The sequence below is a fragment of the Pseudomonas sp. S2_A10 genome, assembly GCF_054668465.1.
Genome location: NZ_CP162773.1, coordinates 1,852,506 through 1,875,788, shown reverse-complemented (window position 1 = coordinate 1,875,788; position 23,283 = coordinate 1,852,506). Strand labels below are relative to the sequence as shown.

Annotated in this window: 21 protein-coding genes; 10 read left to right on the top strand and 11 right to left on the bottom strand. The window is 60.5% G+C overall.

All coding sequences use genetic code 11. The annotated features are described in order from the left end of the window. Position 1 precedes the first annotated feature (1 nt). From AB4N41_RS08665 to AB4N41_RS08650, 4 genes are all read right to left on the bottom strand, one after another. The gene (locus AB4N41_RS08665; RefSeq protein WP_150743158.1) at positions 2 to 871 is read right to left on the bottom strand and encodes a metal ABC transporter permease; all 870 of its coding nucleotides are present in this window, start codon (positions 869 to 871) and stop codon (positions 2 to 4) included. Continuing rightward, complete coding sequence (locus AB4N41_RS08660) at positions 871 to 1,539, bottom strand: metal ABC transporter ATP-binding protein (RefSeq protein ID WP_460138379.1); 669 nt, start codon at positions 1,537 to 1,539, stop codon at positions 871 to 873. Before AB4N41_RS08660 ends, AB4N41_RS08665 begins: the two co-directional genes overlap by 1 nt. Further along, entirely contained in the window at positions 1,536 to 2,432 is an 897-nt protein-coding gene (gene folE2 / locus AB4N41_RS08655) for a GTP cyclohydrolase FolE2 (protein ID WP_252877145.1), read from the bottom strand. Before folE2 ends, AB4N41_RS08660 begins: the two co-directional genes overlap by 4 nt. 83 nt (positions 2,433 to 2,515) lie before the next feature. After that, on the bottom strand, positions 2,516 to 2,824 hold the full coding sequence (locus tag AB4N41_RS08650; RefSeq protein ID WP_435405982.1) for a glutamine synthetase: 309 nt from the start codon (positions 2,822 to 2,824) through the stop codon (positions 2,516 to 2,518). A gap of 277 nt (positions 2,825 to 3,101) precedes the next feature. Here AB4N41_RS08650 and zigA point away from each other — a divergent pair, with 277 nt between their 5' ends. Both zigA and AB4N41_RS08640 read left to right on the top strand, forming a co-directional pair. Further along, complete coding sequence (zigA, locus tag AB4N41_RS08645; protein WP_056790996.1) at positions 3,102 to 4,307, top strand: zinc metallochaperone GTPase ZigA; 1,206 nt, start codon at positions 3,102 to 3,104, stop codon at positions 4,305 to 4,307. Next, positions 4,307 to 4,957 carry a DUF1826 domain-containing protein gene (locus AB4N41_RS08640; protein WP_252877144.1) on the top strand — a complete coding sequence of 217 codons (651 nt, stop codon included), beginning with the start codon at positions 4,307 to 4,309 and terminating at the stop codon, positions 4,955 to 4,957. The genes zigA and AB4N41_RS08640 overlap by 1 nt, the downstream gene beginning before the upstream one ends. A 3-nt stretch (positions 4,958 to 4,960) precedes the next feature. Here the strand turns inward: AB4N41_RS08640 and AB4N41_RS08635 are convergent, their stop codons facing one another. Then, the gene (locus tag AB4N41_RS08635; protein WP_016772443.1) at positions 4,961 to 5,317 is read right to left on the bottom strand and encodes a hypothetical protein; all 357 of its coding nucleotides are present in this window, start codon (positions 5,315 to 5,317) and stop codon (positions 4,961 to 4,963) included. 40 nt (positions 5,318 to 5,357) lie between these two features. Here AB4N41_RS08635 and AB4N41_RS08630 point away from each other — a divergent pair, with 40 nt between their 5' ends. Continuing rightward, positions 5,358 to 6,323, top strand: coding sequence for a CobW family GTP-binding protein (locus AB4N41_RS08630; protein ID WP_252877143.1), 966 nt, complete (start codon positions 5,358 to 5,360; stop codon positions 6,321 to 6,323). Positions 6,324 to 6,329: 6 nt separating this feature from the next. On the opposite strand, the gene AB4N41_RS08625 is transcribed toward AB4N41_RS08630, so the two are convergent. Then, positions 6,330 to 6,743: a DUF3301 domain-containing protein gene (locus tag AB4N41_RS08625; protein WP_038861179.1), complete on the bottom strand. Its 414-nt coding sequence runs from the start codon at positions 6,741 to 6,743 to the stop codon at positions 6,330 to 6,332. Between the two features lie 117 nt (positions 6,744 to 6,860). On the opposite strand from AB4N41_RS08625, the gene pdxY reads away from it, so the two are divergent. Beyond that, on the top strand, positions 6,861 to 7,733 hold the full coding sequence (pdxY, locus tag AB4N41_RS08620) for a pyridoxal kinase PdxY (RefSeq protein WP_056790986.1): 873 nt from the start codon (positions 6,861 to 6,863) through the stop codon (positions 7,731 to 7,733). A gap of 105 nt (positions 7,734 to 7,838) precedes the next feature. Here pdxY and AB4N41_RS08615 read toward each other — a convergent pair whose 3' ends face one another. Next, complete coding sequence (locus tag AB4N41_RS08615) at positions 7,839 to 8,321, bottom strand: acyl-CoA thioesterase (protein ID WP_016772447.1); 483 nt, start codon at positions 8,319 to 8,321, stop codon at positions 7,839 to 7,841. 278 nt (positions 8,322 to 8,599) lie between these two features. Here AB4N41_RS08615 and AB4N41_RS08610 point away from each other — a divergent pair, with 278 nt between their 5' ends. Then, positions 8,600 to 10,363, top strand: coding sequence for a cation:proton antiporter (locus AB4N41_RS08610; protein ID WP_041476574.1), 1,764 nt, complete (start codon positions 8,600 to 8,602; stop codon positions 10,361 to 10,363). Positions 10,364 to 10,384: 21 nt separating this feature from the next. Here the strand turns inward: AB4N41_RS08610 and AB4N41_RS08605 are convergent, their stop codons facing one another. The 3 genes from AB4N41_RS08605 to uvrD form a co-directional block, all read right to left on the bottom strand. Beyond that, entirely contained in the window at positions 10,385 to 10,792 is a 408-nt protein-coding gene (locus AB4N41_RS08605; RefSeq protein ID WP_038359443.1) for an SMI1/KNR4 family protein, read from the bottom strand. 135 nt (positions 10,793 to 10,927) lie between these two features. Next, a complete protein-coding gene (locus AB4N41_RS08600; protein ID WP_016772449.1) occupies positions 10,928 to 11,803 on the bottom strand; it encodes a Tim44 domain-containing protein in 876 nt (291 codons plus the stop codon). Positions 11,804 to 12,103: 300 nt separating this feature from the next. Then, positions 12,104 to 14,287: a DNA helicase II gene (uvrD, locus tag AB4N41_RS08595; RefSeq protein WP_016772450.1), complete on the bottom strand. Its 2,184-nt coding sequence runs from the start codon at positions 14,285 to 14,287 to the stop codon at positions 12,104 to 12,106. A 256-nt stretch (positions 14,288 to 14,543) separates the two neighbouring features. Between uvrD and AB4N41_RS08590 the strand changes: the two genes are divergently transcribed. From AB4N41_RS08590 to AB4N41_RS08580, 3 genes are all read left to right on the top strand, one after another. Beyond that, positions 14,544 to 17,417: an EAL domain-containing protein gene (locus AB4N41_RS08590; RefSeq protein WP_252877142.1), complete on the top strand. Its 2,874-nt coding sequence runs from the start codon at positions 14,544 to 14,546 to the stop codon at positions 17,415 to 17,417. Between the two features lie 127 nt (positions 17,418 to 17,544). Beyond that, positions 17,545 to 18,411 carry a transcriptional regulator HexR gene (gene hexR / locus AB4N41_RS08585; RefSeq protein WP_007962240.1) on the top strand — a complete coding sequence of 289 codons (867 nt, stop codon included), beginning with the start codon at positions 17,545 to 17,547 and terminating at the stop codon, positions 18,409 to 18,411. A gap of 233 nt (positions 18,412 to 18,644) precedes the next feature. Then, positions 18,645 to 18,848, top strand: coding sequence for a PA3496 family putative envelope integrity protein (locus AB4N41_RS08580; protein WP_080902479.1), 204 nt, complete (start codon positions 18,645 to 18,647; stop codon positions 18,846 to 18,848). Here the strand turns inward: AB4N41_RS08580 and AB4N41_RS08575 are convergent. Then, complete coding sequence (locus AB4N41_RS08575; RefSeq protein ID WP_095181203.1) at positions 18,790 to 19,752, bottom strand: LysR family transcriptional regulator; 963 nt, start codon at positions 19,750 to 19,752, stop codon at positions 18,790 to 18,792. The two genes, AB4N41_RS08580 and AB4N41_RS08575, sit on opposite strands and share 59 nt — an antisense overlap. 190 nt (positions 19,753 to 19,942) lie before the next feature. Between AB4N41_RS08575 and AB4N41_RS08570 the strand changes: the two genes are divergently transcribed. Both AB4N41_RS08570 and oadA read left to right on the top strand, forming a co-directional pair. Further along, positions 19,943 to 21,358, top strand: a complete 1,416-nt coding sequence (locus AB4N41_RS08570; protein ID WP_024014853.1) for an acetyl-CoA carboxylase biotin carboxylase subunit — start codon at positions 19,943 to 19,945, stop codon at positions 21,356 to 21,358. Positions 21,359 to 21,369: 11 nt separating this feature from the next. Then, on the top strand, positions 21,370 to 23,178 hold the full coding sequence (gene oadA, locus AB4N41_RS08565) for a sodium-extruding oxaloacetate decarboxylase subunit alpha (RefSeq protein WP_252877141.1): 1,809 nt from the start codon (positions 21,370 to 21,372) through the stop codon (positions 23,176 to 23,178). The last annotated feature ends 105 nt before the right edge of the window (positions 23,179 to 23,283 follow it).

The following is a 23,283-nucleotide window of genomic DNA, read 5'->3' as shown; positions in this document are numbered from 1 at the left end:
CTCATTGGGATGTGAGCAAAGGCGGGCGGCGCAGCAAACCGTGAACCGGTCCAAACACCACCGACAGCAGATAGCCGGCCCCGGCAACCAGGACGATGGCCGGGCCGCTGGGCAGCGAGTAATAGAACGACAGCAGCAAACCGAGCCACACCGACACGCAGCCCATGACGGCGGCGACGCCAATCAGTATTGGCAGACGGCGACTCCAGAATCTCGACGCGGCAGCCGGAAGCATCATCAGCCCGACTACCATCAGTGCGCCGATGGCCTGAAAGCCGATCACCAGATTCAGCACGACCAGGGTCAGGAACACGCCATGAGCCAGTGGCCCGAGACGACTGACCGTGCGCAAGAACAGCGGGTCGAGTGTGTCCAACAGCAGGGGTCTGTAGATCGCGGCCATAGCCATGAGGCTGATGGCCGAGACCCAAAGCATGCCGGTCAGCGTCGGTCCATCCACGGCTAGCGCCGAACCGAACAGCAAGTGCAGAAGGTCGAGGCGCTTGCCGGCGATGCCAAGGATCAAAACGCCGCTGGCCAGTGAGATCGGATAGATCGCGGCGAGGCTGGCATCTTCTCGCAACCCCGTTCGCCGGGTGATCCAGGCCGCAAGTCCGGCCATGCTCAGACCGGCTCCCAAGCCACCGAGGGTGAGTGCGGGAAGACTCAAACCGGCAAACCAGAATCCCAGCGCTGCACCAGGGAGAATGCCGTGGGCGACAGCGTCGCCGATCAGGCTCATCCGTCTGAGAATCAGAAACACGCCCAAGGGCGCCGTGCTGCACGCCAGCATCAGGCCACCGAGCAGGGCGCGGCGCATGAACACGAATTCGCTGAACGGCTGCCAGAAATGGCTGACGGTGGCGAGCATCAGGCGACCTGCATGTGCGGTGTCGGCTGGATCAGTTCTCGGCTGGTTCCGTACACGCAGTGGCCGTTTTTGATCAGCAGCGTATGTGGGACATGTTCTCGTACCGCCGCCAGGTCATGGCAGACCACGACCAGTGTCCGGCCCTCGGCGTGCCAGTGGTGAATGTGTTGCCAGAGCAATTGCTGGCCGAGATCGTCGAGTGCGGCGTGCGGTTCATCGAGCAACAGCACCGGGGCGTCAGCGAGGCTCAGTCGTGCGAGCAGGGCACGTTGTAGCTCACCGCCGGACAGGGCCATCAACGGACGCTGTTCGAGGCCACTCAAGTGCCAGTCTTCCAATGCGTTTTTCAGTCGCTGCGTGCGCAGTTGCGTCGACAGCCGGCGGCCCCAGAAACCTGCGGCGATGAGTTCTTCCAGGTTTATTGGAAATTGCCGATCCAAGTGCTGTTGCTGCGGCAGAAAGGAAATTCCGCTTTGGCGTGGAACAGCCATTTCCACTTTGCCAGCGAGAGGCTTCTGCAATCCGGCGATGACCTTTAGCAGGCTGCTTTTGCCGCAGCCGTTGGCGCCGATGATGGCGGTCAGACTGGCGCTCTCGAACTCAAGATTCAGAGGCGTCGTCAGCGGTTGGCCGGGAGCGCCCCAGGCCAGCGATTGGCAGCGGATCATATTTGCTCCCGCTGCCAGCTGCTTTCGGCGACGGCGTCATGAGCATGCAGGCTTTCGGCGTGGATCACGCGGATATGCAATTGTTTGATGCCGGGCGTGCGCTGCAGTGCCAGATTGAGGCGGCGCGCGGCGTCTTCGCAGAACATCAGGTTTTGCCCATTGGCGAGTGCGAAGGCTTGCTCGTCGGGGCGCTTTACTGCGGTCTGCACGGCTGTGCCGAGGGCTGCTTCAGCGTCATCGATGATCGCTGTCAGCGGTAGCTCGTCGATGAAATTGTCGAGATGCAGGTGCAGTTGCGCATAGCTACGTTGGCTGTGCGGCGTCGCTACGATCCCTTTGGTTGAGCCAAGCCATGCCAAAACATCTGCGTGTTGCAGAGCCTTGTTGGCGAAATCGTCGACGAATTGCTGCTGGATCAATTGCCTTGCCAAGGCTGCCGAGCAGGGGCATGTCGAGGAATAGGGCACCTCGAGTTTTAGTTCCACGTGGAACATTTGCTGTTTCAGGCTTGCTGAAATGGTTGTCGGATAGGATTTCCAGCCGGCTAGGGGGCTGACTAACGCCGGCCGTTTCAGCAATAAGTCGGTGTGAATGTTCAGATATGCGCAGGCGGATAGACCTTGGTGACTTATCAGAAAACCCTTGAGTACCTGATGCAGCAGAGCGGGAGAAAGGCTTCGCTGTTCGAGGGCTTCGAGTGCCAGATACAAGCGCGACATGTGAATACCACGCGCTTCACCATCATCGAGACTCACGCCAGCGTCGACTCTGGCGCTGAGGCGTTGGCTTTCGAGCACAACGGGTAGGGCAATCCCACGCATGCCTACCCAATCGAGTGGCAGTGCCTGGCGCGCAGATTGGGCGGCAATATCCGGGAGAGTAAGAGCATTCATGGTTGAGACCGTCGTATTGATCTCTATTTACGTTACATTATAACAATCCATTCAGCGATGCTTGTTTCATGAAAAGGTTTTCACTAGCAGCCCGTCATCCGGCTGCAAGTGAATCTGGCGCTGCTCCCTCCCGAGCTGGAAAAACGGTTGATGGTCGTCCAGCCGACACGACGGGTGTAGCCAACCCAAGCCTCGCCATCGGAGGCGATGCCGGTAAAAAAGGTCAATTGGCCGAAGCGGCTGTTGGTTTGCGCCCAATAGCGATGGCCGTTCTTTTCGAACCCTCGCAAATAAAGCGTGGTGCCGACCGTATTGACGCTATAGGCATTGCCGTCGGCGTCTACACATGCCAGCAAATTAGCGCTGCGCGTGCAGTGCGCGAGCGCCGGCATTTGCGCTTGGGCTTGGCCGGCCAGCGACGTAGCGCAGCTCAAAAGCAGGTATTTCAACCCATTGTTAATTGCGAGTTTCCACGATCGGTGGTGCGGCAATTTGCGAAATCTCCTGCGTCGGACTGGCAAGCTCAGGTTGTTATACTATAACATAAATCGCCACCAGCCTGAGCTGCCGATCACAATCGTTTGCCTTCATTGCCCCGAGTAATGGAGCGCAACACGCCAAGCGCACACCTGAAAGCGCAAATCGGCTGCCATTTATGAGGATTATCCAATGTCAGCCAAATTGCCCGTCACCGTACTTTCCGGATTTCTCGGCGCGGGAAAAAGTACACTTTTGAATTACGTACTACGTAACCGAGACGGCTTGCGTGTAGCGGTGATCGTCAACGATATGAGCGAAATCAACATCGATGGCAGTGAAGTCCAGCGTGATGTCAGCCTGAACCGCGCTGAGGAAAAACTCATCGAAATGAGCAATGGCTGTATCTGCTGTACGTTACGTGAAGACCTCCTTGAAGAAGTCAGCAAACTCGCTCGCGAGGATCGTTTCGATTACCTGCTGATCGAATCAACCGGCATTTCCGAACCGCTTCCGGTCGCTGAAACCTTCACCTTCCGCGATGAACAAGGGCAAAGCCTCGCCGACATCGCGCGCCTGGACACCATGGTCACGGTCGTCGACGGCGTGAATTTCCTGCTCGATTACCAGGCGGCCGAAAGCCTTGCCTCTCGCGGCGAGATTCTCGGTGAAGAAGACGAGCGCTCCATCACCGATCTGTTGATCGAGCAGATCGAGTTCGCCGACGTCCTGCTGATCAGCAAAATCGACCTGATCAACCAGCACGAGCGCGAAGAACTTACCGCGATCCTCAAGCGCCTCAATGCCCAGGCTGAAATCATTCCAATGGTGATGGGCGAAATCCCCCTGGAGAAAATCCTCAACACCGGTCGTTTCGATTTCGAGAAGGCCGCACAAGCGCCTGGGTGGCTGCAGGAATTGCGCGGTGAGCACGTCCCGGAAACACAGGAATACGGCATCGCCTCGACGGCCTACCGCGCGCGCCGGCCATTCCACCCGCAACGCTTTTTCAGCTTCATTGACCGCCCATGGCTGAACGGCAAGCTGCTGCGCTCCAAAGGCTTCTTCTGGCTCGCCAGCAAACCCACCGATGCCGGTAGCTGGTCTCAAGCCGGCGGTTTGATGCGGCATGGATTCGCCGGGCGCTGGTGGCGTTTCGTAGCAAAGAATCAATGGCCCGAAGATCAGGAAAGCGTGCAGGCGATCATGGAAAACTGGACTCCAAGCGTAGGAGATTGCCGCCAGGAGCTGGTTTTCATTGGTCAGAACATCGATTTCCTACAGCTCTCCGCCGAACTCGATGCCTGTCTTTTGACCGACGAAGAAATGGCCATGGGTGTAGAAGGCTGGCGTTCGCTGCCTGATCCATTCGGCCCTTGGCAAGAAGAGGCCGCCTGATGCTCGCACTCAAGGATCAGCCGCTTCTTACCCGTCAGCAGCACCAGGGTGTGACACCGCAAACGTTGACGCGAATCCTGGACGACCAGACCAATCTCGCCGTCTGGCAACGCCAGCTACCCGTGCACATCGCCGATTTTGCGCAATTGGTGCTGTCGCTCAACGAGCCCTTGGCCGAGTCGCTGTGTCTGGAATTGCCCGACGAAGATGCCGAACCGGATCTCGCCGGTCTGGCTGCAGGGCTGCGTGATCTGCACGGTTTCGAAGGTTTCATCAGCGACCTCAAATGGCTGATCAGTGCCTTCACCTGCCTGCTGGGCGCGCGGCGTATTGGCGTGCGTTTGCGCGTGCTGGACAAGGCCATGTGTCCGCGTTTCCACGTCGATCACGTGCCGGTGCGCCTGATCACTACTTACGCTGGCATCGGCAGCCAATGGCTTGAGGAGGGTGCGATGGACCGCGCGCAACTTGGCCAGGCCGATGCCGAACCGCAAGATCCAGCGTCGATTCGCCAGCTCAACAGCGGCGACGTCGCGCTGCTCAAAGGCGAAAAGTGGCACGGCAATGAAGGCTTCGGCCTGATCCATCGTTCGCCGCAACCGGCACCCGGTGAGCGCCGTCTGTTGCTGACCCTCGACTGGCTCGGCTGAAATTCAGGGCTTGCGCCAGGCGCCCTGGCTCTGGCCTTCGCAATACGGCTTGAGATACGCAGCGTCAGTGGCCACGCCGTAATAATGGATATCCTGGCGATAGGGCATATTGGCGACTTGCGCGTTGCTGCACACGCCGAAAGCGCCGCTGGGGCACTGGTCGACGTATTGCACCTCGACCTTCTGCCCGGCCAGCGTCGGTTGGCAGAAGCCGTCATTGAACAATTTCTGCGGAATCGTCCGGTTCTGCTGACAGACTTTGACGTCGAGCCGTTCGCCCTGTGTGTGCACCACGCAGGCCTGAGCCCACGCTTCACTCGACAGCAGCGCCAACAGCAACGACCATCCCGACCAGCGCATCTTCGATCTCCTCAATAACTGTCCGCAGAAAGTACCCGCCATGTTGCAGAACATTCCGACCCACGTCATCGCCGGCCCGTTGGGCGCCGGCAAGACCAGCCTGATTCGCCAGTTGCTGGCGCAACGGCCGGCGGACGAACGCTGGGCGGTACTGATCAACGAGTTCGGCCAGATTGGTCTGGACGCCGCGCTGCTGACTCGCGACGACGATGGTATCGCACTGGGTGAGGTGGCCGGGGGCTGCCTGTGTTGCGTCAATGGCGCACCATTTCAGATCGGCCTTGGCCGCCTGCTGCGCAAGGCCAGGCCGGATCGACTGTTTATCGAGCCATCCGGGCTGGGCCATCCGGGGCAGTTGCTCAAGCAACTTAACGAGGCGCCGTGGCTGGGCGTGCTGGCGGTTCAGCCCTGTGTTCTGGTTTTGGACGCTCAGGCATTGCACGCAGGTAGAGCCTTGCCGGACGCCCAGCAGCAAGCGTTGGCCAGCGCGGGTTTGCTGCTGTTGAACAAGGCGCAGGATCTTGATGAACCGGCTCGTGAGAAAATCGCCAGCCAGTTGCCGCCCGTCAGTCTGATCTGGACGCAGCAAGCGCAACTGCCTCTGAACGAGTTGCCGGGGGTGAAAGTAAAAGCGAACGAAGGCGCAGGGCATCTGCCGCTGCCCACTGGATTGGCACAGCTGCCAGCGGTCTGGAGCGATCCGGCCGAACCGATCTGCCTGAGTCAGGCTCAAGAGGGGGGCTGGAGCATCGGTTGGCGCTGGCATCCGGGGCAGGTATTTGATCAAGCACGCATCGCCGATTGGCTGAGCGCGCTCGACTGGAACCGGGCGAAACTGGTTATCCACAGCACGGATGGCTGGGTTTCGGGCAATGCGCTGGAGCATGCCGAGCTGAGTTGGCAAGCCAGCGAATGGCGAAAAGACTCAAGAATTGAGCTGATCTTCGCTGAACCGCAGAACATCGAACAGCTGCAAGCCGGTTTGGCTGAATGCCGGATTCAATGAGTCAGCTCAAGGCTTCCACTTGGTATGTTCCTGGCGCCACTGGCTCAGCTCAATGACTTCTGCGCGAGGCTTGTGCACTTCGACCACCGGCGGCGTGTCGTCGAACGGCGCCGGGTAGGGTGCCAGTTCAATCTGCGCACTGTGCGCGCCGAACTGGGTGACGGTGCCGTTGTGGCGGCTTTCGCCAGTCACGGTGAACTCGAAGTTGTAGACCCGCGCCAGTCGTCGGCGACCGTTGGCATCCCTGATCAGCCCGATCTTTTTCAGCGCGACGTTACCGTCCAGCAGCTCGACGCCGACATTGGTGCAATGCTGTTTGACCCGCTCCAGCGCGCGCTCGCGCAAGCCGTGGTTGTGCCATAGCCAGGCACCAGCGGCGGCGAACAGCATCAGCACGAAGATGTTTTCCAGGGTCAGCATCGACATCGAACTCCAAAAGATGGCGTCAGCTTAACTGTCTCGCCGGTCTGTCGTACAGGCTGTGTTTCGTCGCATACTGCGCGGCTTGAATTTCAATCGTTTTACGGAATGACCCGAATGAAACGTACGCCTCATCTGCTCGCCATCCAGTCCCACGTGGTGTTTGGCCACGCCGGCAACAGTGCTGCGGTTTTTCCGATGCAGCGGGTCGGGGTCAACGTCTGGCCGCTCAACACCGTGCAGTTTTCCAACCACACCCAGTATGGTCAGTGGGCCGGTGAAGTGCTGGCGCCGCAGCAGATCCCCGAGCTGATCGAAGGCATCGCTGCGATTGGCGAGCTGGGCAATTGCGACGCGGTGCTGTCCGGCTATCTCGGTAGCGCCGCGCAGGGCCGGGCGATTCTCAGCGGTGTGGCGCGGATCAAAGCGGTCAATCCGAAGATGCTGTATCTGTGTGATCCGGTGATGGGCCATCCAGAGAAGGGTTGCAGCGTGCCCACCGAGGTCAGCGATTTCCTTCTCGGTGAAGCGGCTGCCGTGGCGGACATCATGTGCCCGAACCAGTTGGAGCTGGACAGTTTTTCCGGGCGCAAGCCGCAGTCGCTGTTCGATTGCCTGGCGATGGCGCGAGCGCTGCTGGCGCGCGGGCCGAAAGCGGTACTGGTCAAGCATCTGGATTATCCGGGCAAACCGGCGGATGGCTTCGAAATGTTGTTGGTGACGGCTGAGGGCAGTTGGCATTTGCGCCGTCCCTTGCTGGCGTTTCCGCGTCAGCCGGTGGGGGTGGGCGATCTGACATCCGGCCTGTTCCTGGCGCGGGTGCTGCTGGGCGACAGCCTGCTGGCAGCATTCGAATTCACCGCAGCGGCAGTGCATGAGGTGTTGCTGGAAACCCAGGCGTGCGCCAGTTACGAGCTGCAACTTGTGCGGGCGCAGGATCGCATTGCGCATCCGCGGGTGAAATTCGAGGCTACCGCGATCAGTCTGTAATCTCGTCGTTGTTCAAAAAAGATCGCAGCCTTCTGCAGCTCCTACATGGGTTTGCATTCCAAAATGTAGGAGCTGCCGAAGGCTGCGATCTTTTGCTTTTTGGTCTCAGGCGTCGCCCTTGATCTCCTGATAACGCTTCTCCAGCTCCTGACGAATCTGCCGGCGCTGCTGCGCCTGCATGAAGCGGCGTTTGTCTTCGCTGTTCTGCGGTTGCAACGGCGGCACGGCGGCCGGTTTGCGCTGATCATCCACCGCGACCATGGTGAAGAAGCAGCTGTTGGTGTGGCGCACCGAGCGTTCGCGGATGTTTTCGGTGACCACTTTGATGCCAACTTCCATCGACGTGTTGCCGGTGTAGTTGACCGAGGCGAGGAACGTCACCAGTTCGCCGACATGAATCGGCTCGCGGAAAATCACCTGATCCACCGACAGGGTCACCACGTAGCGCCCGGCATAACGGCTGGCGCAGGCGTAGGCCACTTCGTCGAGGTATTTGAGCAGGGTGCCGCCGTGGACATTGCCAGAGAAGTTGGCCATGTCGGGGGTCATCAGTACCGTCATCGACAGCTGGGCGTTTCCGGGTTCCATAACGTTCTCACGGATCAAGGCTGATTGCAGGAAGCGCCTCTGCGGGCACCTGGTGGCTTTTCAAGAAGCACCGTTATCGGGACGCCGCGCGGCGGGCCGCCGTCACGCCGGTAGCGATCTGTTTCCATATATTGCACCGGCTTCCAGAGCGAAGTCGCGGTGTTAACCTGCAAAAGCCCTGCCCAAGGGCAATTCCTACATTAAAAGCGGATTTTTACCCTGCTCGCGCAGAACGTCTGACGTCTGTCCGCGCGCCTCGTCATCAAGGAGCCCACGCCATGCATGCCATCAGTTTCATTCAGGATCTGGCAGTGATCATGCTGGTCGCGGGCGTAGTAACCGTACTGTTTCATCGTTTCAAACAACCGGTGGTGCTCGGCTACATCGTCGCCGGCTTCATCATCGGCCCGCATACGCCGCCGTTCGGCCTGATTCACGATGAAGAAACCATCAAGACCCTGGCCGAACTCGGGGTGATCTTCCTCATGTTCTGCCTTGGCCTGGAGTTCAGCCTGCGCAAGTTGTTCAAGGTCGGCGCCACGGCGTTCATTGCCGCGTTTCTCGAAATCATCCTGATGATCTGGATCGGCTACGAAATCGGCCGCTGGTTCGACTGGAACACCATGGATTCGTTGTTCCTCGGCGCGATTCTGGCGATCTCCTCAACCACCATCATCGTCAAAGCGCTGAATGACCTGAAGATGAAGAACGAGCGCTTTGCGCAGTTGATCTTCGGTGTACTGATTGTCGAGGACATCCTTGGCATCGGCATCATCGCGCTGCTGTCGAGCATCGCCGTCAGCGGCACGGTGAGCTCGGGCGAAGTGTTTTCCACGGTCGGCAAGCTGTCGCTGTTCATGATCGTCGCGCTGGTCATCGGCATTCTGTTGGTGCCGCGTCTGCTGGCTTATGTGGCGAAATTCGAAAGCAACGAGATGCTGCTGATCACCGTGCTCGGCCTGTGTTTCGGCTTCTGCCTGCTGGTGGTCAAGCTCGAATACAGCATGGTGCTTGGCGCTTTCCTGATCGGCGCGATCATGGCCGAGTCCCGGCAATTGCTGAAAATCGAACGGCTGGTCGAGCCGGTTCGCGACCTGTTCAGTGCGATCTTTTTCGTCGCCATCGGGCTGATGCTCGACCCGCTGATTCTCATCGAATACGCCTGGCCGATCGCGGTGATCACCGTGGCCGTGGTGCTGGGCAAGATGTTGTCCTGCGGCCTCGGTGCGTTTATCGCTGGCAACGACGGACGGACCTCACTGCGGGTCGGCATGGGTCTGTCACAGATCGGCGAATTTTCCTTCATCATCGCCGCGCTGGGCATGACCTTGCAGGTGACCAGCAACTTCCTCTACCCGGTTGCTGTAGCCGTGTCGGTGATCACCACGCTGCTGACGCCGTACCTGATTCGCGCGGCGGATCCGTTGTCGATCAAGCTCTCGGCAGTCGTGCCCAAGCGTCTAGGGCGTGTACTCGGCATGTATGGCGAATGGTTGCGCAGCATCCAGCCGCAAGGTGAGGGCGCGCTACTGGCGTCGATGATCCGACGGATCCTGTTGCAGGTCGGGGTCAATCTGGCGCTGGTGATTGCGATCTTCTTTGCCGGCGCATACTTCGCCGAGCGCATCTCGTTGTGGCTGCAGGACTGGATCAGCGATCCGAGCTGGCAGAAGGCACTGATCTGGGGCGGGGCGTTGCTGGTCTCGCTACCGTTCCTGATTGCGGCTTATCGCAAGCTCAAGGCGCTGTCGATGCTGCTGGCGGAGATGGGCGTCAAGCCGGAGATGGCCGGGCGTCACACGCAGCGAGTGCGCCGGGTGATCGCCGAAGTGATCCCGATTCTCTCGCTGCTGGTGATTTTCCTGCTGTTGGCAGCCTTGTCGGCCAGTATCCTGCCGACCAACAAGCTGCTGGTGCTGATCGCCGTCGTCGCGGCCGCCGTTGCGGCACTGCTCTGGCGCTGGTTCATCCGCGTGCATACGCGGATGCAGGTGGCCTTGCTGGAAACCCTCGACAACCATAAGGAATCGTCGGGGCATTGACCCACAGGGGCGTTTGGCGGCTCAGCTTTCCAGCCAGACGTCCCGCGCCCAGTGCCACACCGATTCCCAGGTTTCTTCAGCAATCAGTTCTTCTTCGGCCTGCCACAGCACCACGGTGCCGTCTTCTTCGACACAGTAGTAGTCATCGCCGTCCTGACAGATCGGGATCAAGCTGCGATCAACACCCACGTCCCATGCATTGGCCGCAACGTCCGGCAGATAGGTGTGCGATTGCGGGTCAGTGACGGTCACCGGCTCGAGGCTGCCATAGACCACATCGCTGACGGTCAGCAAAAATTCTTTGAAGACGAACGGAATGTCGATGAACAGTTGTTCTTCGATTTCCACCAGCAGGTCTTCGTCAGGCAATTCCAAAGGAACCGGCACGGGTTCGTTGGCTTCGCGCAGTTGTTCGATGATTTCTTCCACGTCCGGGATCCTCTTGCTGAATGGCGCGGTTTATATGGGCCGGTTTATACAGTAGCTCGCCATAGATGCAACCGTGAAATGAAAAACCCCGGCCGAGGCCGGGGTTCTGTTACCGCAAGTGAAGCGCAGCAGGGATCAGCCGTTCTGGCGGATACCGGCGACCAGCCAAGGCTGGTTGTCGCCCTGCGGACGTTCCATGTTCCAGCTTTCGCTGAACACTTCGCCCTGGTCGAAACGCGAGGTTTTCGACACGCCGGTGAAGGTCAGGGTGGCGATGGTCTTGTCGGCACGATCGTCGACGCCGTCCAGCTGCACCTGCAGGTTGTCGATGTAGGTCGACTGGAAGCCATCGCCCAGATCCGCACGCTCACGCTTGAGGAACTCAAGCATTTGCGGGGTCACGAACTCGGCGATCTTGTCCATTTCGTTGGCGTCCCAGTGCTGCTGCAGCGACTGGAAGTGGCTACGCGCAGCTTCAAGGAAGCGCTCTTCGTTGAACCAAGCCGGTGCGTTGATCACTGGACGGGCGGCAGCCGGAGCAGCCGAACCACCGAAGATCGAACCCATGGCGGCAGGCTTCTGCTCGAACACTTCACGCTGCATCGGCGCGCCGGCCGGAGCGAATTGCTCCTGCTGCTTGCGACGACGGGCGGCGATGAAGCGGAAGATCACGAACGCGATCAGGGCCATGATCAGGATGTCGAAGATCTGCATGCCCTGGAAACCGTCGCCCATGAACATCGACGCGAGCAGGCCACCGGCGGCGATGCCCGCCAATGGGCCGAGCCAGCGCGAAGCACCGCCGGCCTTGGCCGCGGCGCCAGCAGCACCGGCAGCGCCAGCGGTCGCTGCTGCGCCGCCCACGCCTGGAGAAGAGGGAGCCATCTGGCTGGTCTGGTGCGTCGGCGCAGCGCCGGCGCTTTTGCCACCACCAAAGCGCTTGGCGTTGGCGTCGAGGCTCATCGTCAGGCCGATGCACAACGCCATGGCGATGCTAAGAAAACGTTTCATAAAGGGTATTCCCGTTTTGTGGAGACACGCGCGCCATGTTGCACAGCTGAAGTGTTACTGGCTAGCGAGAGAGTGTTTCGGGCTTTTGCCTGACAGGTTGCGTTCAGCTTGGCGAGGCAATCAGCCGATGTACTTTTGTCTGTAGGAAAAGGCGATAGGTTCAGAGGGATTGATGCACTTGCGTCGCATAACCTGTGGGAGCGAGCCTGCTCGCGAAGGTGTCGTGTCAGGCAAATGATTGCTTGATGACACAGCGCTTTCGCGAGCAGGCTCGCTCCCACATGGGTTCAGTGCCGGTGATTAGATCGCTTCCAGCTTGGCATAGCCGAGCATCAGCCACTTGCTGCCTTCGCTGAAATTCACCTGCACCCGGGCCTGGGCGCCGGAACCTTCGAAGTTGAGGATCACCCCTTCGCCGAAGATCGAGTGACGTACGGCCTGACCGAGCACAAAACCGGTTTCCGGAATCTCGCTGCCGCTGAACAGGCTGCTGCCGCTCATCGACTGGTTGCCGCCGAACGGTCGGCTGACGCTGTTGGACAGGCGCACTTCCTGAATCAGGCCTTTCGGCACTTCGCGGACGAAACGCGACACCTTGTTGTAGGTTTCGCTGCCGTACAGGCGCCGGGTTTCGGCGTAGGTCATGACCAGATTCTGCATCGCCCGGGTGATACCGACGTAAGCCAGACGCCGTTCTTCCTCGAGACGCCCCGGTTCTTCCAGGCTCATCTTGTGCGGGAACAGGCCTTCTTCCATGCCCACGAGGAACACGTAAGGGAATTCCAGACCTTTGGCGCTGTGCAGGGTCATCAACTGAACGCTGTCTTCGTGCTCGTCGGCCTGTGTATCGCCGGCCTCCAGCGAAGCGTGGCCGAGGAAGGCCGCCAGTGGGGTCAGTTCTTCGTCCTCTTCGGTGTTCTCGAAGTTGCGCGCGGCGCTGACCAGTTCCTCAAGGTTTTCCACCCGGGCCTGGCCTTTTTCGCCTTTTTCCGCTTCGTGATAAGCGATCAGGCCGGATTGCTCGATGACGGTTTGCGTCATCAGGTGCAGCGGCATCTCGGCGCACTTGGCGGCGAGGTTCTCGATCAGTTCGATGAACGCACCGAGCGCACTCGCGGCGCGCCCGGTCAGGCCTTTGTTGGCCACCAGTAGGCGCATCGCTTCCCACATCGACACATCGCTGTGCCGCGCATGCTCGCGGATCGCTTCGACGGTTTTCTCGCCGATGCCCCGGGCCGGCACGTTGATCACCCGCTCCAGCGCCGCGTCGTTGCCGCGACCTTCGAGCAAGCGCAGGTAGGCCATGGCGTTCTTGATTTCCGCGCGTTCGAAGAAGCGCTGACCGCCATAGATGCGGTACGGGATGCGCTCGCGCAGCAGGGCTTCTTCCAGAACGCGCGATTGGGCGTTGGAGCGGTACAGAATGGCGATATCGCTACGGGCCAGACCGGTTTTCAGCGCGCTTTCGATGGTTTCCACCACGTAACGCGCTTCGTCGTGTTCGTTGAACGCGGCGTACAGATTGATCGCTTCGCCATCGCCGCCATCGGTCCACAGCTCTTTACCGAGGCGCCCGGTGTTGTTGGCGATCAGCGCGTTGGCGGCTTTGAGGATGCCGGCGGTGGAGCGGTAATTCTGCTCCAGGCGAATCGTCTCGGAGTCCGGGAAGTCGGAAGAGTACTGATGAATGTTCTCGATCTTCGCCCCGCGCCAGCCGTAAATCGACTGGTCGTCGTCGCCGACCACCATCAGGCTGTCGCCGCCCTTGCCGAGCAGGCGCAACCAGGCGTACTGCACGGCGTTGGTGTCCTGGAATTCGTCGACCAGAATATGGCGGAAGCGCTTTTGGTAATGCGCCAGCAGGCCCGGGTGATCGCGCCATAGATCGAGCGCACGCAGCAGCAGTTCGGAGAAGTCGATCACGCCAGCCCGCAGGCACGCTGCCTCGTAGGCTTCGTAGATCCCGCGCATGGTGGCGAGGAACAGGTCGCCGCTGGCCTGAATGTGTTGCGGTCGCAGACCTTCGTCTTTCTGGCCGTTGATGAACCACTGCGCCTGACGCGCCGGCCAGCGTTGCTCGTCCAGGCCCAGCTCGCGGATCACCCGCTTGACCAGTCGTTGCTGGTCATCGCTGTCGAGAATCTGGAAGGTCTGGCTCAGGCCCGCTTCCTGCCAGTGCGCCCGCAGCAAGCGGTGCGCGAGGCCGTGGAAGGTGCCGACCCACATGCCGGCCGGGTTGATGCCCAGCAACTGCTCGATGCGATGGCGCATCTCGGCAGCGGCCTTGTTGGTGAAAGTCACCGACAGGATGGAGTGAGGTGAGGCGTTTTCGACCTGGATCAACCAGGCGATACGGTGCACCAGCACTCGGGTTTTACCGGAACCGGCGCCGGCCAGGACCAACTGACGGCCAACGGGGGCTGCTACGGCCTGGCGTTGGGCATCGTTGAGGGAGTTCAGCAGAAGGGAGAGATCATCGCGCATCGGGGCATTCTAGGGTGCGCCGCAGGCCCGGGCAAACCGTGCGTTGCATTAGCCGATGAAAGTGCTGCCGATGACGACCGGTCGGTCACTGGCTGCAGGCTTCGGCCCGTCTCGCCTGAGGGGTTGCAGCGGTGCGCAAGCGGCGGAAAATTTCCCCGCAATTGTGATCGGCAGCAGTTTGGCATCGGGATCGGCTTGTGTATGCTCCGTCCACGTTTCGGGCGCACGCCCTCCTATAAGAACAAGAACGTTGCCCATGATCCTCAGCGCCGAACTGTCGGGGCCCTCCGTGGACCCCCGGGTGATCCGCAAGCACTATGCCGTCGAAATGGCGGTGGAGCGCACGCGTCTGCTGTATCAGGGCTCGTTGTTGCCCACGCTGTTCATGTTGATCAATGGTCTGGTCTGCGCCGCTTTGCTCTGGAGCCCGCAGCGCTACTTCGTGGTCAGCGTCTGGCTGGTGTGGCTGCTGTCGCTGGTCGCGCTGCGGGTGATTCAGGTGGCCGCGTTCGATTCGGCGATTCCCGATCGTCAGGCCCGGCCAATCTGGTTCCGCATGTTCCTGCTCGGTTCGACCATGACCGGCCTGACGCTGGCCGGAGCCGGCATCGCTCTGGTGCCCGCTGACAACTTCATGCAGCAAGCCTGGGTATTCGGCCTGATCGGCGCGGCAACGCTGTCGGCCAGCGTCGCCTACGCGGTGAGCCTGCCGGCGTTCCTCTCGTTTACCTTACCGTGCCTGCTGCCAGCGATCGGCTACCTGTTCTGGGGCGGCGACGATCAGGCGCGGGGCTGGGGCTGGCTGGGTCTGATCCTGCTCGGTTCGTTGAGCGTGGTGGCGTGGCAGGTCAATCGGCTGATCGACCGTGGATTGCTTCGGCGCTTCCAGAATCAGCATCTGATCGAGCATTTACAGCAAGCGCAAACGCGCAGCGAACAACTCAATCAGGAGCTGGGCAAAGAGATCGAACAGCGCCGCTGTGCCGAGGCGCAATTGCGTGAAGCGCAGGTCGATCTCGAAAATCGCGTGGCCCAGCGCAGCCGCGAACTGGATGCCGCCAATCAGGCCCTGAGCAAAAGCGAAGCGCGCCTGGCGCTGGCGCTCAAGGCCAGTGAGCTCGGATTGTGGGACTGGAATCTGCAGACCGACGAGGTCCATCACACGCAGATTCAGGAACTGTTCGGCCTCGCCCCGGAATACGTCACGGCGCTGCTGCGCGACCTCAAGCCACGACTGCACCCTGAAGATGTGCCGTCACTCAAGTTCGCCCTGGTCGAGCATTTGAAGGGGCGCACCGAGGATTATCAGGTCGAATATCGCCTGCGCCATGGCGACGGCCACTGGGTGTGGATCGAGGACCGTGGCCGTGCCGTGGAGCGCAGCGCCAGCGGCCGGGTGATCCGCATGGTCGGCACTCGCCGCGATATCAGCGCCAGCAAAAGCCTCGAAGAGCAGCAACGGCTGGCGGCCACGGTGTTCGAAGCGGCCAGCGAAGGCATCGTGATTCTTGACCCGAACTACGCGCTGATTGCGATCAATCAGGCTTTTAGCCGGGTCACCGGTTACGAGATCGACGACATGCTCGGGCGCAACGTCGTCGAGTTGCCCTGCAGCCGCGATGCCCATCGCCACTATGTGGCGATCCGGCATGCACTGGAGCAGCACGGCAGTTGGCAGGGTGAACTCGTGGAAACCCGCAAGAACGGCGAGTTGTATCCGCAGTGGCTGCAGCTCAACGCGGTGCGCGACAGCCGGGGCAATGTCAGCCATATTGTCGGCTTCTTCGCCGATCTCTCGGCACGGCGTGCGTCGGAAGAACGCCTGCGTTATCTGACCCATTACGATGAGCTCACCGGCCTGGCCAACCGTTCACTGTTCCGCGAACGCCTGCACGAAGCCCATCAGCGGGTGCGGCAGGGCGGGCGCCGCAGTCTCGCATTGCTGCACATCAATCTGGATCGCTTCAAATTGCTCAATGACAGCCTCGGCCATGAAGTCGCCGATCAGCTGCTGCAAAAAATGGCGCGGCGGCTGGTCAATGCCTTGCCTGAGGCCGACACCATTGCGCGCTTGTCCGGTGACGAATTTGCCGTGCTGTTCGATGCCTACGGCAATCTGTCGAGCCTGGCACGGGTAGCGACACGGTTGTCGGCCAAGCTGCGTTTGCCGCTGAGCGTCGACGGGCATGAACTGGTGGTGAGCGCTTCAATGGGCATCAGCCTGTTGCCGGACAATGCGCGGGAGATTTCCGCGCTGGTCAGCCAGTCGAACATGGCCATGCAGCATGCCAAACATCTGGGCGGCAACAATTTCCAGTTCTTCACCGACAGCCTGCAAGCCAGCACACTCGAACGCTTGCAGCTGGAAAACCACTTGCGCCGAGCCATTGAAGAACAGCAACTGACAGTGTTCTACCAACCCAAACTGTGCCTGCAAACCGGTCGGATGAATGCCGCTGAAGCGCTGGTGCGCTGGGATCATCCGAGCATGGGCCAGGTGCCGCCGGCAGATTTCATTGGCCTGGCCGAAGAGACCGGTCTGATCGGGCCGATCGGCGAATTCGTTTTGCGTCAGGCGTGCTGGCAAGCCTGCGAATGGCAGCGCCAGGGCCTGGCGCCGATCCGCGTGTCGGTGAACCTGTCGGTGCATCAGCTGCGTCAGGGCAAACTGGTCAGTCTGGTCCGGCAAGTGCTGGAAGAAACCGGGCTGGCGCCGCACTACCTCGAGCTGGAGCTGACCGAAAGTCATTTGCTCGACAGCGTCGAACACATCATTGCCACATTCCAGCAACTGCGCGATCTGGGGGTGAAACTGGCGATCGATGATTTCGGTACCGGGTATTCGTCGTTGAGTTACCTCAAGCGCATTCCGGTGGATTACGTGAAGATCGATCAGGCGTTCATTCGCGGCTTGAGCGAGGGCAGTGCGGACGCGGCGATCACTCGCGCGATCATCGCCATGGCCCACGGACTGGCCCTCAAAGTCGTCGCCGAGGGTGTCGAGCGTGAGGATCAGCTGGCATTTCTGCGCGCCGAACGCTGCGACGAAGTGCAAGGTTATCTGATCAGCCGGCCGGTGGACGCTGCCCGTCTGGCCGGGCTTTTGCGTGATCAGGCCAATCCGCAGTAAGGGCTACATGCACCTCAGCGCGCCTGATGCCGGGACATCGAGTTACGCATTGAGCAGGCAAAATGCCCATTCATGTAGTATAACTACAAGCTTGCTACATCCTTGCCCACAAGAAGAGTCCAGCCCCTTGAATCTGCTGCAACACATCGCCCAGTCACGTCACCTGTTACGCAAGTCGGAGCTCAAGGTCGCCGACCACGTGCTGCTTGACCCTGCGGCAGTGATGCACAGCTCCATGGCCGACCTGGCTCACAGCGTCGGCATCAGCGAGCCGACCATCGTGCGCTTCTGCCGCGCCATCGGTTGTTCCGGCTTTCAGGATCTCAAACTTAAACTGGCTCAGAGCCTGGCCGCCGGCGCCAGCTTCGGTCAGTTCGCGATCCATGAAGATGACTCCGTCGCCGACTACAGCCTGAAGATTTTCGACACCACGCTGCACACCCTGATGGAAGTGCGCGAGAAGCTCGACCCGGTGGAGTTGCAGCGCGCGGTGACGCTGATGTCCCAAGCGCAGCGTGTCGAGTTCTATGGCTTCGGTGCTTCCGGAGCGGTGGCCGCGGATGCACAGCACAAGTTTTTCCGTTTGCTGCTGACCGCGGCGGCGTATTCCGATCCGCACATGCAGGCGATGTCGGCTGTGACGCTGAAGCCTACCGATGTGGCGATCTGTATTTCCCAGTCAGGGCGCTCCAAGGATTTGCTGATCACCGCTAACCTCGTTCGCGAGAGCGGGGCGTCGTTGATCACCCTGTGTCCGAGCCAGACGCCGTTGGCCGAACTGTCGACCGTCAATCTGGCGATCGATGTGCACGAAGACACCGAAATCTACACGCCGCTTACCTCGCGAATCGCCCATCTGGTGGTGATCGACGTGCTGGCGATGGGCGTGGCCATGGCGCGCGGGCCGAGCCTGGTCAATCACCTCAAGAGCGTGAAGCGCAGTCTGCGCAGTCTGCGTTTGTCGCCCAAGGCCGTGAAAGCGCTGGACGATTGAGCAAGGTCGTTCCGACCTTGTTCGCGAGCAGGCTCGCTCCCACAGGGGGGCTTCTGAGAACATAAATTCTGGGTCATAACGGGATCAAATGTGGGAGCGAGCCTGCTCGCGAAAGCGTCCTCAACAACAGCACATCCCTGCGCACATTTCATCACATTGTCATCCCCGCGCAGCCAAACCGTCATCCCCCACGCCTATCGTGAAACTCCCGTACTCGCCCTGGGAGACTCGAAATGGCTCAGCCCTACGAAGAACGCAACAGCGCCGCGAAAACCCGTCGTCAGCAGGAAGATCAGCGCCGCATGGAATTTCGCCGCGCAATCGAGGATCGCTTCGAACTTCGCCAGCTTCAGGCCGAGATCGGCGATTTTCCCGAGATCACGCACTGGCAGGCAGCGCCCGCCGCTTCCCGTCGAAACGCTCAACCAGCGCAATAATCTGCGCCCGCTCGCTGCGGATGAACGCCAGGAAGGCGTGCGCCACCGGTGACAGCCGTTTGGCTTTGGCTTGCACCAGGCACCAGCTGCGCATCAGCGGCAACTCTTCGACCGGCAGCTCGACCAGGCCGCCGGTCGCCAGCTCCAGGTTCAGGGCGTGGCGCGTCAGCAGCGCCAGGCCCAGACCCGCCAACACGCATTCGCGCTGAGCTTCGGCGGACGCCACTTCCTGGGTCTGAGTGAAGTGCACGCGTTTTTCCTTGAAGTATTCCTCGCAGGCCAGACGCGTGCCCGAGCCCGGCTCGCGTATCAGCAGCGTGTAAGGCTCCAGATCCTGCAAGCGCAACGGGCCCATGTGTGCCAGCGGATGATCCGGGCGCGCCACGGCGACAATCGGATTATTGAGAAACGGCAGGAATTCCAGGCCCATGTCCTGCGGCACCATCGACATGATCACCAGATCATCACGGTTGTCCGAGAGGCGGCGGATGACCTGGCCACGGTTGACCACGGTCAGCTGCAAATTGACTTCCGGATGCTGGCGCTTGAATGCAGCAAACAGATGCGGCACGAAATATTTGGCGCTCGATTCCACCGCCAGTTTCAGCTGACCCTGCAGTGAACCCTGCATGTCCGACAGTTGCATGTCGAGGTTTTCCAGGCGCCCGAAAATGTCGCGGCTGGCGCGCTGAAGCGCTTCCGCCGCCTCGGTCATGTAGAGTTTTTTGCCGACATAGTCGAACAGCGGCTGGCCAATCAGCTCTTCCAGCTGACGAATCTGTAGGCTCACGGCCGGTTGTGTGAGGGACATTTCCTCGGCGGCGCGGCTGTACGAGCGTAAATCACACACCTCATTGAAGATCTGCAATTGACGCAATGTCATACGCATCAATGACTTACGCATTTTTTTCAGGCTCGGTCAGCGGTCAGTTGCTTCAACTATAAGTGTTTGCTTATGCCTGACCCAATTTTTATTCATTTTTGTTAATCCCTCAGCAGCGCTAGTGTGGACCTGCGACTGAATTGAAACATTTGGTCACGCGTCGACCTGGGTCTAGCAGGTCGTGGTGCCACCGGCTCAAGGGAACCTCCAAGTGATAAAAAAGATCCTGATCGCCAACCGTGGTGAGATTGCCGTACGCATCGTACGAGCCTGCGCCGAAATGGGCATTCGCTCGGTTGCGATTTTCTCCGACGCCGATCGCCATGCCTTGCATGTGAAGCGTGCGGACGAGGCCCACAGCGTGGGTGCCGAGCCACTGGCCGGCTATCTGAACCCGCGCAAGCTGGTGAACCTGGCGGTGGAAACCGGCTGCGATGCGCTGCACCCCGGCTACGGCTTCCTTTCGGAAAACGCCGAGCTGGCGGAAATCTGCGCCGAGCGCGGCATCAAATTCATCGGCCCGTCGGCGGAGGTCATCCGGCGCATGGGCGACAAGACCGAAGCGCGCCGCAGCATGATCAAGGCCGGCGTACCGGTAACGCCCGGTACCGAAGGCAACGTCTCCGGCATCGAAGAAGCCTTGGTCGAAGGCGACCGTATCGGTTATCCGGTAATGCTCAAGGCCACCTCCGGTGGTGGCGGGCGCGGTATCCGTCGCTGCAACAGCCGCGAAGAACTCGAACAGAACTTCCCCCGGGTCATCTCCGAAGCCACCAAGGCGTTCGGTTCGGCGGAAGTGTTCCTGGAAAAATGCATCGTCAATCCCAAGCACATTGAAGCGCAGATCCTTGGCGACAGCTTCGGCAATGTCGTGCACCTGTTCGAGCGTGACTGCTCGATCCAGCGCCGCAACCAGAAGCTGATCGAGATCGCGCCGAGCCCGCAGCTGACCCCGGAACAGCGCGCCTACATCGGCGACCTGTCGGTACGTGCAGCCAAGGCTGTGGGCTACGAGAACGCCGGCACCGTGGAGTTTCTGCTCGCCGAGGGCGAGGTGTACTTCATGGAAATGAACACGCGGGTGCAGGTGGAACACACCATCACCGAAGAAATCACCGGCATCGACATCGTCCGCGAACAGATTCGCATCGCTTCCGGCCTGCCGCTATCGGTGAAGCAGGAAGACATTCAGCACCGTGGCTTTGCATTGCAGTTCCGTATCAACGCCGAGGATCCGAAGAACAACTTCCTGCCGAGCTTCGGCAAAATTACCCGTTACTACGCCCCCGGCGGCCCGGGCGTGCGCACCGACACGGCGATCTACACCGGCTACACCATTCCGCCGTTCTACGACTCGATGTGCCTGAAACTGGTGGTCTGGGCGCTGACCTGGGAAGAGGCGATGGACCGTGGCCTGCGCGCCCTCGACGACATGCGTCTGCAGGGCGTGAAGACCACCGCCGCGTACTACCAGGAAATCCTGCGCAACCCGGAATTCCGTAGCGGCCAGTTCAACACCAGCTTCGTTGAAAGCCACCCGGAGCTGACCAACTACTCGATCAAGCGCAAACCCGAAGAGCTGGCCCTGGCCATCGCCGCCGCCATCGCCGCCCACGCAGGCCTGTGAGGAATACAAGAATGAGCAAGAAAATCTTCGTAACAGACACCATCCTGCGCGACGCTCACCAATCGCTGCTCGCCACCCGCATGCGCACCGAAGACATGCTGCCGATCTGCGACAAGCTCGACAAGGTCGGCTACTGGTCGCTGGAATGCTGGGGCGGCGCGACGTTCGACGCCTGCGTGCGCTTTCTCAAGGAAGACCCGTGGGAGCGCCTGCGCCAACTGCGTGCGGCGCTGCCCAACACCCGCCTGCAAATGCTCCTGCGCGGGCAGAATCTGCTCGGCTATCGCCACTACAGCGATGACGTGGTCAAAGCTTTCGTCGCCAAAGCAGCGGTGAACGGCATCGACGTGTTCCGCATCTTCGATGCGATGAACGATGTGCGTAACCTGCGCGTTGCCATTGAAGCAGTGAAAGCTGCCGGCAAACATGCGCAAGGCACCATCGCCTACACCACCAGCCCGGTGCACACCATCGACGCTTTCGTCACCCAGGCCAAGCAAATGGAATCCATGGGCTGCGACTCGGTAGCGATCAAGGACATGGCCGGTCTGCTGACCCCGTATGCCACTGGTGAACTGGTGCGTGCTCTGAAAGCCGAGCAGTCGTTGCCGGTGTTCATCCACTCCCACGACACCGCCGGCCTGGCCGCCATGTGCCAGCTCAAGGCGATCGAAAACGGCGCCGATCACATCGATACCGCAATCTCCAGCTTCGCCTCGGGCACCAGCCACCCGGGCACCGAATCAATGGTCGCCGCGCTCAAGGGCACCGAGTACGACACCGGCCTGAATCTGGAGCTGCTCCAGGAAATCGGCCTGTACTTCTATGCCGTGCGCAAGAAGTACCACCAGTTCGAAAGCGAATTCACCGCCGTCGATACCCGTGTGCAGGTCAACCAAGTGCCGGGCGGGATGATCTCCAACCTCGCCAACCAGTTGAAAGAGCAGGGCGCTCTGAATCGCATGGGCGAAGTGCTCGCAGAAATCCCGCGCGTACGTGAAGACCTCGGCTTCCCGCCGCTGGTGACCCCAACCTCGCAAATCGTCGGCACCCAGGCGTTTTTCAACGTACTGGCCGGCGAGCGCTACAAGACCATCACCAACGAAGTGAAGCTGTATCTGCAGGGCGGCTACGGCAAGGCACCGGGCGTGGTCAATGAAAAGCTGCGGCGTCAGGCGATCGGCAGCGAAGACGTCATCGACGTGCGCCCGGCCGATCTGCTCAAGCCGGAAATGACCAAGCTGCGTGCCGATATCGGAGCACTGGCCAAATCCGAAGAAGACGTACTGACCTTCGCCATGTTCCCGGACATCGGCCGCAAGTTCCTTGAAGAACGCGCCGCCGGCACTCTTACGCCGGAAGTGCTTTTGCCGATCCCGGAAGCGGGCGCCGTTGCCTCGGCGAGCGGCGAAGGCGTGCCGACCGAGTTCGTCATCGACGTCCACGGCGAGACTTACCGCGTCGACATCACCGGTGTCGGCGTCAAGGCCGAAGGCAAGCGCCACTTCTATCTGTCCATCGACGGCATGCCGGAAGAAGTGGTGTTCGAACCGCTCAACGAATTTGTCGGTGGTGGCAGCAGCAAACGCAAACAGGCCTCGGCACCAGGCCACGTGAGCACCACCATGCCGGGCAACATCGTCGATGTGCTGGTCAAGGAGGGCGATACCGTCAAGGCAGGCCAGGCGGTACTGATCACCGAAGCGATGAAGATGGAGACCGAAGTCCAGGCTGCCATCGGCGGCAAGGTCACGGCGATTCATGTGGCCAAGGGCGACCGGGTCAACCCGGGCGAAATCCTCATCGAGATCGAAGGCTGAGATAACAGTCGCGATCCAACGCTTTAAACCTCGGGGGGGCATGTGCTCCCCTTTTTTTGCCTGTGATTTCCGCCGTTACCCAGCTCCCTTGAAGAGCCAATGTGG

Excerpts from the sequence above, each read along its gene's own strand:
- AB4N41_RS08660 (WP_460138379.1), bottom strand. The coding sequence starts at position 1,539 with ATGATCCGCTGCCAATCGCTGGCCTGGGGCGCTCCCGGCCAACCGCTG.
- zigA (WP_056790996.1), top strand. The coding sequence starts at position 3,102 with ATGTCAGCCAAATTGCCCGTCACCGTACTTTCCGGATTTCTCGGCGCG.
- AB4N41_RS08610 (WP_041476574.1), top strand. The coding sequence starts at position 8,600 with ATGCATGCCATCAGTTTCATTCAGGATCTGGCAGTGATCATGCTGGTC.
- oadA (WP_252877141.1), top strand. The coding sequence starts at position 21,370 with ATGAGCAAGAAAATCTTCGTAACAGACACCATCCTGCGCGACGCTCAC.
- AB4N41_RS08630 (WP_252877143.1), top strand. The coding sequence starts at position 5,358 with ATGTTGCAGAACATTCCGACCCACGTCATCGCCGGCCCGTTGGGCGCC.
- AB4N41_RS08625 (WP_038861179.1), bottom strand. The coding sequence starts at position 6,743 with ATGCTGACCCTGGAAAACATCTTCGTGCTGATGCTGTTCGCCGCCGCT.
- AB4N41_RS08640 (WP_252877144.1), top strand. The coding sequence starts at position 4,307 with ATGCTCGCACTCAAGGATCAGCCGCTTCTTACCCGTCAGCAGCACCAG.
- AB4N41_RS08665 (WP_150743158.1), bottom strand. The coding sequence starts at position 871 with ATGCTCGCCACCGTCAGCCATTTCTGGCAGCCGTTCAGCGAATTCGTG.
- uvrD (WP_016772450.1), bottom strand. The coding sequence starts at position 14,287 with ATGCGCGATGATCTCTCCCTTCTGCTGAACTCCCTCAACGATGCCCAA.
- folE2 (WP_252877145.1), bottom strand. The coding sequence starts at position 2,432 with ATGAATGCTCTTACTCTCCCGGATATTGCCGCCCAATCTGCGCGCCAG.
- AB4N41_RS08650 (WP_435405982.1), bottom strand. The coding sequence starts at position 2,824 with ATGCCGGCGCTCGCGCACTGCACGCGCAGCGCTAATTTGCTGGCATGT.
- AB4N41_RS08580 (WP_080902479.1), top strand. The coding sequence starts at position 18,645 with ATGGCTCAGCCCTACGAAGAACGCAACAGCGCCGCGAAAACCCGTCGT.
- AB4N41_RS08615 (WP_016772447.1), bottom strand. The coding sequence starts at position 8,321 with ATGGAACCCGGAAACGCCCAGCTGTCGATGACGGTACTGATGACCCCC.
- AB4N41_RS08590 (WP_252877142.1), top strand. The coding sequence starts at position 14,544 with ATGATCCTCAGCGCCGAACTGTCGGGGCCCTCCGTGGACCCCCGGGTG.
- AB4N41_RS08575 (WP_095181203.1), bottom strand. The coding sequence starts at position 19,752 with ATGCGTAAGTCATTGATGCGTATGACATTGCGTCAATTGCAGATCTTC.
- pdxY (WP_056790986.1), top strand. The coding sequence starts at position 6,861 with ATGAAACGTACGCCTCATCTGCTCGCCATCCAGTCCCACGTGGTGTTT.
- AB4N41_RS08600 (WP_016772449.1), bottom strand. The coding sequence starts at position 11,803 with ATGAAACGTTTTCTTAGCATCGCCATGGCGTTGTGCATCGGCCTGACG.
- AB4N41_RS08635 (WP_016772443.1), bottom strand. The coding sequence starts at position 5,317 with ATGCGCTGGTCGGGATGGTCGTTGCTGTTGGCGCTGCTGTCGAGTGAA.